Source organism: Actinospica robiniae DSM 44927 (assembly GCF_000504285.1).
GTDB classification, from domain to species: domain Bacteria; phylum Actinomycetota; class Actinomycetes; order Streptomycetales; family Catenulisporaceae; genus Actinospica; species Actinospica robiniae.
In genome coordinates this window covers 9,231,657-9,245,265 of record NZ_KI632511.1, presented here as the reverse complement: position 1 = coordinate 9,245,265, position 13,609 = coordinate 9,231,657, and the positions used below count along the sequence as shown (strand labels likewise).

9 protein-coding genes are annotated in these 13,609 nt (G+C 73.6%); 3 read left to right on the top strand and 6 right to left on the bottom strand.

All coding sequences use genetic code 11. The annotated features are described in order from the left end of the window. The first annotated feature begins 535 nt into the window (after positions 1-535). The gene (hmgA, locus tag ACTRO_RS39740) at positions 536-1,882 is read left to right on the top strand and encodes a homogentisate 1,2-dioxygenase (RefSeq protein ID WP_051452113.1); all 1,347 of its coding nucleotides are present in this window, start codon (positions 536-538) and stop codon (positions 1,880-1,882) included. A 28-nt stretch (positions 1,883-1,910) separates the two neighbouring features. Further along, a complete protein-coding gene (locus tag ACTRO_RS39735) occupies positions 1,911-2,639 on the top strand; it encodes a GntR family transcriptional regulator (protein WP_034271591.1) in 729 nt (242 codons plus the stop codon). Here the strand turns inward: ACTRO_RS39735 and ACTRO_RS39730 are convergent. The 3 genes from ACTRO_RS39730 to ACTRO_RS39720 form a co-directional block, all read right to left on the bottom strand. Continuing rightward, positions 2,620-3,654 carry a GNAT family N-acetyltransferase gene (locus ACTRO_RS39730; protein WP_051452112.1) on the bottom strand — a complete coding sequence of 345 codons (1,035 nt, stop codon included), beginning with the start codon at positions 3,652-3,654 and terminating at the stop codon, positions 2,620-2,622. The two genes, ACTRO_RS39735 and ACTRO_RS39730, sit on opposite strands and share 20 nt — an antisense overlap. 52 nt (positions 3,655-3,706) lie before the next feature. Continuing rightward, positions 3,707-5,572: a glycoside hydrolase family 15 protein gene (locus ACTRO_RS39725; protein WP_034271589.1), complete on the bottom strand. Its 1,866-nt coding sequence runs from the start codon at positions 5,570-5,572 to the stop codon at positions 3,707-3,709. Between the two features lie 231 nt (positions 5,573-5,803). Next, a complete protein-coding gene (locus ACTRO_RS39720) occupies positions 5,804-6,691 on the bottom strand; it encodes an alpha/beta fold hydrolase (protein WP_051452111.1) in 888 nt (295 codons plus the stop codon). 247 nt (positions 6,692-6,938) lie between these two features. On the opposite strand from ACTRO_RS39720, the gene ACTRO_RS39715 reads away from it, so the two are divergent. Further along, positions 6,939-7,865 carry an SAM-dependent methyltransferase gene (locus ACTRO_RS39715; protein WP_169740019.1) on the top strand — a complete coding sequence of 309 codons (927 nt, stop codon included), beginning with the start codon at positions 6,939-6,941 and terminating at the stop codon, positions 7,863-7,865. Between the two features lie 45 nt (positions 7,866-7,910). Here ACTRO_RS39715 and ACTRO_RS44585 read toward each other — a convergent pair whose 3' ends face one another. The 3 genes from ACTRO_RS44585 to recD2 form a co-directional block, all read right to left on the bottom strand. Continuing rightward, positions 7,911-10,562: a hypothetical protein gene (locus ACTRO_RS44585; protein WP_051452110.1), complete on the bottom strand. Its 2,652-nt coding sequence runs from the start codon at positions 10,560-10,562 to the stop codon at positions 7,911-7,913. Between the two features lie 88 nt (positions 10,563-10,650). Continuing rightward, positions 10,651-11,118, bottom strand: coding sequence for an alternative ribosome rescue aminoacyl-tRNA hydrolase ArfB (gene arfB, locus ACTRO_RS39705; protein ID WP_245594625.1), 468 nt, complete (start codon positions 11,116-11,118; stop codon positions 10,651-10,653). Between the two features lie 104 nt (positions 11,119-11,222). After that, the gene (recD2, locus tag ACTRO_RS39700; RefSeq protein ID WP_063628153.1) at positions 11,223-13,502 is read right to left on the bottom strand and encodes an SF1B family DNA helicase RecD2; all 2,280 of its coding nucleotides are present in this window, start codon (positions 13,500-13,502) and stop codon (positions 11,223-11,225) included. Positions 13,503-13,609 lie beyond the last annotated feature (107 nt).

The window sequence follows — 13,609 nt, the reverse complement described above, 5'->3', positions numbered from 1 at the left end:
AGGATTCTTCCGGATCGAGCGCGACCGGGCCACGGGACGGGACTCGGCCTGAGCGCAGCTCGCACCACTCCCCCAGGGGGTGGGTTCTCTCCTCGGTCGGGCAGGCGAAGCCCGATCAGGGTTCTGCCGGGAGGTCAAGCGGCGCCATGCACAATCGACCATCAGCGGAAACCACCGCCGCTTGACCTCCCGACAGGTCCCTGATTGCCTCCGGGGACCGACCGAGGAGAGAACACACACCCGCAACCCCACCACCCAAAACCCCAGGCCGCCCCACCAACGCCAGCACCCACGCGAACCCGGCATCTCTCTCCGAGGAAGGGCCCGCCGGAGGCGAAATCTTGAAACCCCAGCTCGCGGGCGAACGCAACGGGTGGGAGGGTGGTCAGATGAAACAGGGCGACGCGAAGCGGCCGCCCCGCCACGACGACCACCCCGACCCGACAGGACCCCACGCCCCAATGCTCAGCCGATCGACATTCGCAGTAGGACCTGTCCGGCGCTCGCGTTGACAGGCATACCTGCCAATGATTCGATGAATCACATGAATGAAGGCGGCAAGCACGAGAGCGGGCCCGGCTACCTCCACGGCTTCGGCAACCACCACCAGACCGAAGCAGTCCCGGGCGCCCTGCCCGGGAGCCAGAACTCACCGCAGCGGGCGCCGCTCGGCCTGTACGCCGAACAGCTCAGCGGGACCGCCTTCACCCAGCCGCGCCAGGCCAACCGGCGCACCTGGGTCTACCGGATCACCCCGTCGGCCCGGCACAGCGCGTACCACCGGATCCCCAACGGCAACCTGCACTCGGCGCCGTTCACCGATACCGAGCCGACGCCCAACCGGCTGCGCTGGAACCCGCAGCCGGCGGCGGAGAACCCGACCGACTTCGTCGACGGCCTCTACACCGTCGGCGGCAACGGCAACGCGCTCGAGCACGCGGGCATCGCGGTGCACACGTACCACGCCACCCGGTCCATGACGCGCCGTTACTTCGTCGACGCCGACGGGGAGCTGCTGATCGTCCCGCAGACCGGCCGGCTGCACATCTTCACCGAGCTCGGCCGGCTGCACGTCGCGCCGGGCCACATCGCGTTGATCCCGCGCGGCATCCGCTTCCGGGTCGATCTGCCGGATCCGGCCGCGGCCGGGTACGTCTGCGAGAACTACGGACCCTCGTTCACCCTGCCCGAGCGCGGCCCGATCGGGGCCAACTGCCTCGCCGACGAGCGCCACTTCCAGGCGCCCGCCGCAGCGTTCGAAGACCCGGCGGAGGTGCCCGCGACCGTCCAGCTGGTGCAGAAGTTCGGCGGCAACCTGTGGGCCTCGGAGTACGACCACTCGCCGCTCGACGTCGTGGCCTGGCACGGCAACTACGCGCCATACCGCTACAACCTCGCCGACTTCACCACCATCGGCACGATCAGCCACGACCACCCGGATCCGTCCATCTTCACGGTCCTGACCTCGCCGAGCGACACCCCCGGGCTGGCCAACGCCGACTTCGTGATCTTCCCGCCGCGCTGGCTCGTGGCCGAGAACACCTTCCGGCCGCCGTGGTTCCACCGCAACATCATGAGCGAGTACATGGGCCTGATCCACGGGGTCTACGACGCCAAGGCGGAGGGCTTCCTGCCCGGCGGCGCCAGCCTGCACAACAGCTTCACCAGCCACGGCCCGGACGCCGACACGTACGCCAAGGCCTCCACGGTGCCGCTGGCCCCGCAGAAGGTCGACAACACCCTGGCTTTCATGTTCGAGACGCGCTGGCCGGTCACGCTGACCCGGCACGCCCTCGACGCCCCGCACCGCCAGACCGACTACGACGCCGTCTGGAACGGCCTCACCTCGCGGTTCCCCGCCTCCGACGGCGACGCGGACTGAGCCGCGCGGTCCCGGTAGCGTTCCGGTCATGTCCGCCGTGCCGCGCCAAGCGCAGCTTCCGCTCTGGTACCAGGTGACCGAGGCTTTGCGCGCCCGCATCCTGACCCGCACGCCGCAGGATCCGCTGCGGCTGCCCACCGAGGCCCGGCTCGCCGAGGAGTTCGGCGTCGCCGTCAGCACCATCCGGCAGGCGCTGACGACCTTGGAGGCGGAAGGACTGATCACGAGGCGGCGCCGGCACGGCACGTTCATCGCCGACGACGCCCCGGCCCACCCGCCGATCCACGTCCTCGGCACCGTCGACACGATCCTGTCCCAGCAGGCCGGCGACGACGTCGAAGTGCTGCGCCACGAAGAGATCGCCGCCCCGGCCCTGCTCGCACCGAGCTTCCCCGGCACGCAGACGCTGGTCGTCTACGAGCGACTGCGCCGGCATCGCGGCGAACCCCTCAGCCACGCCGAGAACCATCTGCGCACCGAGCACGCCCGCCACATCACCGAGGCGGACCTGCGCACCGCGCCCATGACGAAGCTCCTGCGCGACCTCGCCGAGGTCCCCATCGCGCGGATCGACAACACCCTCGAAGCCTGCGCCGCGTCGCCCCGGATCGCCGCGCTGCTCGAAATACCCCTGGCCAGCCCTGTTCTGCGTTCGACCAACCTCGTCTACGACACCGACGGCGACGTCGTGGACGCGGCCGTGATCCACTACCGCGCGGACCGATTCCGGTACACCGTCAGCCTCGACCTGACGTGACGAGGGCCAACTCCAGTTCGTGCAGCGTCTCCACGGCGCGGAAGCCGATGCGCTCGTTGACGGCGCGCATCGCGTCGTTGCCCTCGGCGGTCCAGGTGTGGACGTGGGCGGCCTGCGGGAAGTGCTCGGCAAGCAGGCGGAGGTTGGCCAGCTTCATCAGGGTGCCGAGACCGCGGCCGCGGTATGCCGCGAGCACGAAGGTGTTGTCCTGCAACACTTCCCGCCTCGTGCCGCCCATCACGAACAAGCTGGTGTAGCCGACCGGATCGCCGTGCTCGTCACTGATCAGCGTCGTCACCAGGCCGTAGCCCTGCTCGATCAGCCGTTGCTGGATGCGCAGCACGCGCGCGGCGTCGTAGACGGCCGGGCCGCGGCCGGACTCGCCGCCGGGGACGTCTGCGTCCATGAGGGTGTGTATCAGCGCGAACGGTTCGAGCACGTCCAACGGCGGTATGCCGATCCAGCCGCGGAGGCTGTACTCCCCCGCGCGGAGCCCGGCGTCCGCCTCGAGTTCCTTGAGCCGGACTTCCAGCACCGGCACGTCGAGCATCAGCCTGAGCTCGGTGTGCCTGCTGGCGAATCCGCACGCGAGCGCGAACCGCCCGCCCGGACTGGCCGTGAGGGTGTGCGCGCCGACGCCGGCCGCGTTGACCTCGGTGGCGAGCACCGTCCGGCCCTCGTCCAGGGCCGTCTCGGTCAGCCGCCCGAACAGCGCCCGGCCGACGCCTCGATGCCGCGCGTGCGGCGGAACGCCGATCTCGATCTCGGCGAGGTGCACGTTGTCGCGGCGCGGCAGGTCGATCAACGCGGTGCCGACGCACTCCGTGCCACGCCAGGCCCCGTACGCGCGGCGGTCGTAGGTGGGATTGGCGTCGTTGTTCCGCAACGAGTTGAACAGCGCGTCGCGCTCCTCGACCACGGGGGCCACCCGGTCCGCGCTCGCCGCCTCGCGCAGGGCGGCGTACCAGGCCTCTGTCTCGTCAGTGCGGTGCAGGTCAACGTGGCGGATCTCCATCCGGCCATGGTCAATCGCGCCCGCCCGCCACGCAACGGGATTTCCCCGCGCGCTACCAGCCGCGGCCGTGCGGGCTGGTGCCGCGCTGGGTGCGCCGCTCGAGCCGGTCGCCGAGCGTGGTCGCGGCGAAGATCAGCGCGAGGTGGGTGAAGGCCTGCGGGAAGTTTCCCAGCTGCTCGCCGGTCGGGCCGATCTCCTCGCCGAACAGGCCGACGTGGTTGGCGTAGGTCATCATCTTGTCGAAGGCGTAGCGGGCCTGGTCCAGCCGCCCGGCCCGGGCCAGGGCGTCGACGTAGAGGAAGGTGCACAGGTTGAAGGTGCCCTCGCTTCCGCGCAGCCCGTCCGGCGAGGCGGACGGGTCGTAGCGGTGCACCAGCGAGTCGGTGACCAGGTCCTGCTCGATCGCCTCGAGGGTGGAGAGCCAGAGCGGGTCGCGCGGGGAAATGAAGCCGACGATCGGCATGAACAGCAGCGAGGCGTCCAGCACGTCGCCGTTGTAGTGCTGCACGAACGCCGAGCGGCGCGCGGACCAGCCGCGCTCCATCACCTGCTGCAGGATCGCGTCGCGGGCGGCGGTCCAGCCGGCCAGGTTGGCCGGGCGGGCGTAGGTGTGCGCCAGCCGGATGCCGCGGTCCAGCGCCACCCAGCACATCAGCCGGCTGAAGGTGAAGTCCTTGCGGCCGCCGCGGGTCTCCCAGATCCCCTCGTCCGGCCGGTCCCAGTTCTCGCTGAGCCAGTCCACCACCTGGGCGAGCGTCTGCCAGCCCTGATATCCGGAGACCTCGGCCAGCTCCCGCGACTGTGTCAGGGCCCAGATGGCCTCGCCGTAGACGTCCAGCTGGAGCTGGTCGGCCGCGGCGTTGCCGATCCGCACCGGCGCGGACTTCTCGTAGCCCTCGAGGTGGCCGAGCTCCTCCTCCAGCAGCAGCGGCTCGCCGTCCACCCGGTACATGATCTGCAGCGGCTCGGCGCCCGGGTGGGCCTGCTCGCGCAGCCGCTCGCTGAGCCAGTGCCGGAACGCGTCGGCCTCCTCGACGAAGCCGAGCTCCGCCATGGCCCGCGAGCTCAGCGCGCCGTCGCGCACCCAGCAGTAGCGGTAGTCCCAGTTGCGCTCGCCGCCGATCTGCTCCGGCAGGCCGAAGGTGGCCGAGGCGATCGGCGCGCCGGTCGGCGCGTATGTCAGGAGTTTGAGGGTGATCGCGGAGCGGTGCACCATGGTCTGCCAGCGGCCGCGGAAGGCGCAGCCGCGCAGCCAGTCCTGCCAGAACCGGGTGGTGCGCTCGTGCTCCTCCTCGAGCTGCTCGAGGTCGATCGGCGCCGGCATCCAGCCGGGGTCGGTGGTGTCGAGCACGACCGCGGCGGTCTCGCCGAGGCCGAGGGTGACCGTGCCGACGACGTCGTCGCCCTCGCGGTGGAACGGGAAGGTGGCCTGCAGGTGCAGGTCAAGCTCCGGCCCGCGGAAGACCGCGGCCCGCTCCCCGCGCATGGTCAGCTCGTGTCCGGCCCGGGCGTAGTCGAACCGGGGCCGGCATTCGAGCACGAACTTCACGCTGCCGCGCACCACTCGCAGGATCCTGATGATGCGGCGGTTGGCCGAGGCCTGCTCCGGCCGGCCCAGCGGCATGAAGTCGACGACCTCGCCGACGCCGTGGTGCGAGAGGAACCGGGTGACCAGGATGGCGGTGTCGGGTAGGTAGAGCTGGCGCACCTTGGCCGAGGACTCGCCGCTCAGCTCCGAGTCGTCCGCGGCCAGCCGGACGTAACCGCCCTTGTCGTGGTCCACCAGCGAGGCGAACAGGGACGGGGAGTCGAAGCGCGGGGCGCAGAAGAAGTCGAGTACCCCGTCCGAGGAGACCAGAGCGCAACTCTGCAGGTCACCGATCATCCCGTGCTCGGCGATCGGGGGGTAGCGTCGCATGGCTGGTCCCTGGCCCTTCCGTTCGTGGTCCGTCTCCGCGCACGTCCGGGCCGGGACCCCGGCCGCACCGCGCCCTCGCGCGGAGCGGGCCACGGCCGTGCGCACCAGGTTGGGCGATGCCGGGCCGCCGCGCGGCACGGCTCGCCGGGGCGCACGCCGGTCTCGCCCGGTCGGCGCAGCCGTCGGCGCGCCGCGCCGCCGACAGAGGTCCGACCTTCGTGTCGGCTCACCCTAACGGGTGAGGGCCGGATACTCCACCGGGTGGCAGCCGGGTACTGATTCGAGGGTCTCGCCGCGGAAGAAGCGTTGCAGCAGACCGGCCAATTCGTCCGGACAGCGCAGATGCACGGGATGGTCGGCGTCGCGCAGCCGGACGAACGGGGCCCCGGGACAGGAGGCTGCGAACTCGCGGCAGTGCCGGACCGTGGTGAACGAGTCGTGCTCGCCCACGCCGAACAGCACGGGTCCGGCCGGCGGCGGGAACGGGTCGAACGGGCCGGGGGCGAGCAGGCGCAGGGTGTTCTGCTCGTACTGCTCCGCCTCGGTCGGGCCGATGCCGTGGAAGACCGTGTACAGGATCCGCTCCACCGCGCCGCGCCGGGCCAGCCGGATCGAAGGGTCCTGATTGAGCATGGCGGCCAGCACCTCGCCGGCGAAGCGGTCGCGCCGGCCGGCCCGCAGATGGCCGATCGTCTCGGCCATCCGGCCGTGCATGCCGTGCGGGATCCGCCCGAGCGCGCCGAACAGCGCGATCCGGCGCAGCAGCTGCGGGTGGCGCTGGGCCAGCCGGTAGGCCACGGCGCTGCCGTAGGAGCCGCCGAACGCGTCCACCGCGCCCACCTCGGCCGCGCGCAGCACCGCGGCGAGGCAGTCGGCGAGGAAGCCGATCCCGTAGCGGGCCGGGAGCACCTCGGCCCCGCCCCAGCCCGGCAGATCGACCGTGACCACGGTGGACTCGCGGCGCAGCACGCCCTCGAACCGGCCCCAGCCCTCCTTGCGCTGCATCGCCCCGCCCACCAGCAGGACCGGCCCGGCACTGGGCGACGGGTGCGCCTGCACCCGGCCCAGCGCCCGGAAACCGCGGTGCACGACCTCGAATACCCGCTCGCCGGACACCATACAACCTCCATATCTCAAATGGTTTCTTTCAAGGCATGATTCCCTGCGGCGGATCCGGTCCCGCGCTGATCAACGAGGGCTCACCCGTACGCACACGCGTGCGAGCGGCGGTTTCACCGGGACGGCCGTCACCTGATGGGCCGTCACGAACCGGAGCGAAACGGTTCCGGCGGCGGGTAGGCTGCAATACCATGCGACGCGGGAGCGCCCGGAGGCAGCGGCCGCTCCACCGATGTGGGAGGTGACCATGGCCACAGCACCGTCCGCTCCCGCCCCGGGGCCGCGGGAACGGGTCTCGGCGAGCGGCGAGGAGTCCGCCGCCGGCGCGGCCGCGCCCTGGGACGCCGTGCTCGGCGAGTCGAACGAGCCGTGGAACCCGGTCGAGGTGGACCCGGACATCCCGCATCCGATCCGGATGTGGGACTACATGATCGGCGGCAAGGACAACTACGAGTCCGACCGCGCCGCGGTACGCCATCTGGTCTCGGTGTGGCCGGACGTGATGGTCAACTCCCGCGCCGCCGAGGCCTTCGCGCACCGGGCCAGCTCCTGGATCGCCGACGGCCACGGCCTCGACCAGTTCCTGCAGCTGGGCACCGCGATCCCGATCATGAACAGCATGGACGGGTACGTACGGGAGCAGGTGCCGCAGGCCCGCTTCGTCTACGTCACCGACGACCCGATCACCGCCGCGCACGCCCGGGCGGTGCTCACCGCCCGCGCCCCCTCGCGCAGCCTGCACGTGATGCGCGGGGAGTTCCGCGACCCCGAGCGCGTACTGGGCCACCCCTGGCTGCACGAGAAGCTCGACTTCGGCCGCCCGCTCGGGGTGCTGCTGTTCGGCATGCTGGACTACACCCGGGACGACAGCCGGCTGCGCCACGCCCTGCAGGCCGTCATGGCCGCGCTCGCCCCGGGCAGCCTGATCGCGGTGATGCACTACCTCGACTTCCCGAACGAGGAGGTCGGCGACCTGGTGCAGTCGCTGCTCGGGGAGAACCTGGCCGAGTTCACCCCGCGTCCGCCGGAGCGGATCGACCGGCTGCTGGCGGGCTACGAGTTCCTCGACCCCGGCCTGGTGCGGCTGACCGACTGGAACCCCGACGGCGAGGGTCCGGGCGAGGACATGCACGAACGCTGCCACATCGTCGGCGGCGTGATCGTCAAGCGCTGACCGGACGCCGCCGGCTCTGCGGGCACCGCGCCGCGCCGGCGCCGCTCAGCAGCCGGGCGCGGTGGTGTCCGTGCTCGAATGCCCGCCCGAGTCGGCGGTGAAGGTGAACAGCGTGCCGCAGTAGGCCGCGTTCGCGATGGGCACGCTGAACGAGTAGGACTTCTGCCCGGACAGTTTCCACGACTGCGTCTCCGGCGTGCGGTGCTCCGACCCGGCCGCGCCGTAGTAGCTGCCGGTCACCGTGATCTGCCCGGTGCCGTCGGTGGTGACCGAGATCAGCACCGCGATCTGCGGCACCGAGGCGCTCCCGCCGAGCAGCGTGACATGGACGGACTCGACCCCCGCGGCGTTGACCGGGTGGCCGGTCGCAGTCGGCGGGGCGGAGCTCGGCGGCGCAGAACTCTGATGCGTCGCCGGCGCTGAGGACGCGGCCGCGCTCGCGGAGGCGGACGCCCCGGGGGCGGCGTCGGTGGACGCGGCCGGGGTGTGGCTGGCCCCGGCCGCCGTGCCGGCGGAATGCCCGCTGCCGCCGAAGGTGTAGAGCGCCCACCAGCACAGCGCCCCGGCCGCCACGACGATCGCAGCGGTCTGCATCAGCAGCCGACGCTGGTGCCGGCCCAGGCGGAGCGGAACGAGCCGGTCGGAGGAGCGGTCGTCGTCCTCGTCGTACACGGGGACGGGCACGGGGAACGGTCCGCGACCAGGGCCCGGACCGGGCGGGCGAGGGCCGGCCGGAGCCGGACCCGGCGCCGGCAGCGAATAAGGATCCTGCGGCAGGCGGGGCACGTAGCCGGGCGGTAGGCGGCGCGGCGGAGCCGTCGACCCGGCAGGCGCCGGCCGCGGCGGGGCTCCGATCTGCGGGACTGCGGCCTGCGGGACGCCGGCCTGGGGGAAGACCGCCGGCGGCGGCGCGGGCGCGATCAGGTGGCTGCCGCCGTCGAAGTCGTAGGCGGGCCGACGGTGCCGGGCGCCGGCCAGCGGATCGGCCTCCGGCGGGCTCGGCGGCGCGGCCTGGCGTGCGAACGCGGGCGGGATCGGCGCGCCGGGCGCGGGCTCCTCCGGCGGGAACCCGGGCAGCGCGACGTCCTCGGGCGGGAACGCGGGCGCGAATACGGGCTCTGGTCCGGGCTCGGGCGCGGGGGCCGGTGCCGGTGCGGGTATCGGGTCGAAGGCTGGTGTCGGGTCGAGGGCGACGTGGGCGACCGGCACGGGCTCGGTGTCGGGCTCGGCGGCGGTGAATGCGGGCTCTGCTTCCGGCTCGGCCGTCACCCCCGGTTCCGGCCCGGGATAGGGCGGGAACTCCGGGAACGCCGGCACCTCGTCGGCCGGCTCGGCGGCGGTGAATACGGGCTCTGGTTCGGGCTCCGGCTCGCGCGCTGGTTCCGGTTCGGGCGCGAGTACAGGTTCGGGTTCTGGTTCGGGCTCCGGCTCGGGCGCGAGTACGGGTTCGGGTTCTGGTTCGGGGTCCGGCGCGGGCGCGGGTCGGCGGCGCTCGGACGGGTCGACCGGCAGCGGCGTGCGCGGCGCGGTCTGCGGGCCTTCCGGCGGTGGCGCTTCGTGACGCGCGTCATCGTGCTGCGGCTCGTCGTACTGCGGCTCGGTGTACCGCGGATCGGGGCGCGGCGGCGCGTGCGGCACGAGGTACTGCGGCACCACCGGCGCCTGCGGCGGCGGCAACTGCGGCTGCTGCGGGACGAGGTGGCGCGGGATCACCGGAGGCGGCTGCGGCGGCATCTGCGGGCGCTGCGGCGCTTCCGGCTGCCGCGGCGGGGGCAACTGAGGCTGCTGATACGCCGTCGGCTGTTGCTGCGGCTGCTGCGGCGGCATCTGCGGGCGGGGCGCGTCCGGACGGCGCGGCGGAGGCGATTGCGGTTGCTGCCGAGGCGGCGGCGGCGCCGACGGCCGGGCCGGCGAGGGCCGGGGCTGGAGCTGCTGTCGTGGCGGCTGCGGACGCGGCGGCGGCTCGGGCAGCGGCGGCAGCTCGTGCGGCGCGTGCTGGGGCTGGTGCTTCGGGGGCTGCTTGCGCTTGCGGCCGGATAGCCGACCCCTGACTCCCCCGGCCTTGCCGCCACCGCCATCGCTGCTGCTGCCGCCGCGGCGGTCCCGACCGCGCTCCGCCTCGTCCGCGGGCTCGGGCAGCTCCGCCGGCGCCTCGGGCAGCTCCTCCGCGGGCTCCTGCGGGTCGCCGAAGACGAGCGAGGGCGGCTGCGGACGGGCCGGGGGCTGGGCCGCGCCCTGGTTCTGGTCGTAGGAGGGCACCGCGGCCGGCCCCCAGCGCCGTTCCGCCGCCGCCCGGGTCCCGGCCCGCGCGTGCTGCGCGGGGCTGCCCGGATCCTCGTCCTGGTCCGGCTCGAGCTGGTCGAGCAAACGCGCGCCGGCGGAGGCCAGGGTGGCCAGATCGGCGGTCAGGTGGGCTTGGTGGTTGAGCGTCCAGTCCAGGTCCGGGTCGCGCAGCACCGGACGCCACCATTCGAGCACGAATCCGCTCTGTGTGGCCAGCGCGTCGACCTGCCCGGCCCACCACGCGTCGGTGCCGACGCTGGCCCGTTCCAGCCGGGTGAGTACCGCTCTGACCTGCTCGAGCCGGGTCAACGCCGCGTCGGCGTCGGCCACGGTGCGCGGCAGCGGCCAGCTCAGTCCGAGCAGAGCCTCAGTCAGCTCCTGCTCGGGCGGCACGGCGCGTGCGTCGGATTCCACGCGAAGCCATTTACCCCCCACGCAGGCCACAGTACGTCAATATTCGGTAACAGTGTGCGGCCCTGTCAGAACTCGAACCACGGCGACGTCAGTCGAAGTGGCCCTTTCGCAACTGCTTGACCTTCGCCCGGCGGGCCTTGTCGTCGAGCCGGCGGGCCACCGCGCCGCGGGAGGGCTTGGTGGCGCGGCGCCGCGGCGGGGGCGGCGCGAGGGCCTCGGCCAGCTGCGCGGCCAGGCGCTCGCGGGCGGCGCGGCGGTTGCGCAGCTGGGAGCGGAACTCCGAGGCCGCGATGGTCAGCACGCCCTCGACCAGGCGCGGCCCGAGCCGCTCGAGCACGCGGGCGCGCTGGTCCGCGGTGAATCCCTCACAGGCGGTCAGGTCGATCGACAGCTCGATCCGGCTGTCGGTGGTGTTCACGCCCTGGCCGCCGGGGCCCGACGAGCGGGAGAAGCGCCAGGACAGGTCCCGGGCGGGGATGGTCACGCCCCGGCCGACGGCGAGCGGCCCGGTCACCGCTTCGGTGCTCGGGCTGCGTCGGTCCTCGGCTGCGTCCACGGGATCATTGTGCCGCACGGAGCCGTAGGGCGGCAGGGATTTTCCGCCGGACCGTCGCTCGCCGCCCGCCCGCGAAGCCGCCCCCCGCGCCCGCCCGGGTCGCGTCAGAGCTCTGCCAGGGCCCGGCCGAGCCGCTGGGCCAGCAGGGTGGCCCGGGCCGGTCCCTGGGTGTCCAGCGCGTGCCGCAGCGCGCGCGGCTGGCCGACCAGGACGACCGTGCTGCGGGCCCGGGTGGCCAGCGTATAGAACAGCCGGCGGGTCAGCAGCCGCGGCGCGTCCATCGTGAGCGGGGCGACGACGTGCGCGAACTCGCTGCCCTGGGCCTTGTGCACGGTCAGCGCGTAGCTGTGCGCGAGGTCGTCCAGATCGTCGAGGTCGTAGCGGATCTGCTCGCCGTCCTCGGTCTCCATGGTCAGCCCGGCCTCGCGCAGGTCCAGGTCCACCACCGTGCCGAGGGTGCCGTTGAACACCCCGTGCGCGCCGCGCGCGTAGTCGTTGCGGGTGGCGATCACCCGGTCCCCGACCCGGAAGACGCGCGGGCCGTGCCAGTACTCGGGTTCGTTCTCCGCCCTGGGATTGAGCCGCTCCTGCAGCATCCGGGCCAGCTGGGCGGCGCCGGCCGGGCCGCGGCGGGCCGGGCAGAGCACCTGGACCCGGGCCGGGTCCACGCCGAGCTTGCGCGGCAGCCGCTCGGTGGCGATCTCGGCCACCAGCTCTGCGATCCGCTCCGGGTCGTCGAGCTCGGCGAACCAGAAGTCCGAGCGCTTGAGCTGCGGCATCCGGCCCTGCCGGATCAGGTGCGCGTTGGCCACGATGGTGGAGCGCTCGGCCTGCCGGAACACCCGGGTGAGCGTGGTGCGGGCGATGCCCGGCACGGCCAGCACGTCCGCCAGCACGGCGCCCGGGCCGACCGAGGGCAGCTGGTCGACGTCGCCGACGAGCAGCAGGTGGGTGCCCGGCGGGATCCGGGCGGTCAGCCGGGCGGCGAGGTAGACGTCGAGCATCGAGGCCTCGTCGACCACGATCAGGTGCACCATCGTGCTGCGGGCGCCGAACAGCGCGCCGGCCTCCTCCGGCTCGCCCGCCGCCGGCTCCGGCTGCGGGTCGCCGGGATGCGGGTCGGCCGCGAGCCGGTGCACGGTCATGGCGTCCGCGCCGGTCAGCTCGGCCAGCCGGCGCGCGGCCTTGCCGGTCGGCGCGGCCAGGGTGACGCTGCCGCCGCCGGCCCGCACCAGCCGCACCAGCTCGCGCACGGTGTGCGACTTGCCGCAGCCGGGGCCGCCGGTGAGCACGGAGACGGGATGGGTCAGGGCCATCCGGACCGCGTCGCGCTGGCCGGGATCGAGGTCCGGGCCGAACTCGTCCTGCTCGACCAGCCGGCGCACCGCCCGGGGCAGGTCCGAGGGGGCGGCGGCGAGCGCGGCCAGGTCGTTGGCCAGCCGGCGCTCGGCCCGGTCCGCGGCCCGGACCGCGGCGATCGGCTCGCCGCTGACCGGGTGCGTGCCGAGCACCAGCGGGGAGGCCTTGCCGGCGCCGAGCCGGCCCAGCGCCTCCTGCAGCAGCTCCGGCGGCTGCTCGGTCAGCTCGGCCGCCTCGGCCACCACCCGGGCGGCCGGGAGATGGCAGTGCCCTGAGCGCGGACCGTCGGAGGCGCACACCTCCCACACCGCGGCCTCGAGCCGCTCGGCGCCGGTCGGCGGCTCGCCCTGGGCCAGGCCGATCCGGTCTGCGGTGGCGAAGCCGATCCCGTCCACCTCGCCGACCAGGCGGTAGGGGTGGCGGGTGAGGGTCTCCCGGGCAGCCGCGCCGTAGTCCCGGTGCAGCCGCTCGGCCAGCAGGGGGTTGATGCCGTAGCCGCGCAGCGCCGTCATCAGCTCTCTGATCTCGGCCTGGGCGTGCCAGGACTCGACGATCCAGCGGCTGCGCCGGCGGCCGATGCCGTAGACCTCCTCCAGCCGGTCCGGCTCCTGCTCGATCACCTCGAGGGTGTGCTCGCCGAACCGGTCGGTCAGCGCCTGGGCCAGCAGCGGGCCGATGCCGCGGACCAGGCCGGAGGCCAGGTAGCGGCGGATGGAGCGGACCGAGTCCGGCCGCAGCCGCTCGCAGCTGCGCACGGCCAGGCGCGGGCCGTGCCGCCTGGTCTGCTCCCACGTGCCGGACAGCCGCAGCGTCTCGCCCGGGCGCACCCCGGCCAGCTCCACCCCGGCCGCGTCGAAGGGCTCGCCGCCGCGCCCGCCGCCCGCGGGCAGGGCGCGCAGCACGGTGAACCCGTCGTCCCGGATGAACAGGACGAACTCGACGACGCAGGCGAGCTCCGCCGGGCCCGCCGGCCCGGGACCGTCCGGGCCCGCCGTGGCGCTCGCGGTCTGCTCGAGGGCGTCCATGCGCAGCACGCTACTGCACGCCACCGACAGCGTTCCGGCGCATGCTCGCCCGAACGGGTGACTTTCGCAACCGCGCGTCAGATCCGGCGAGAACCATGGTCTCCGTC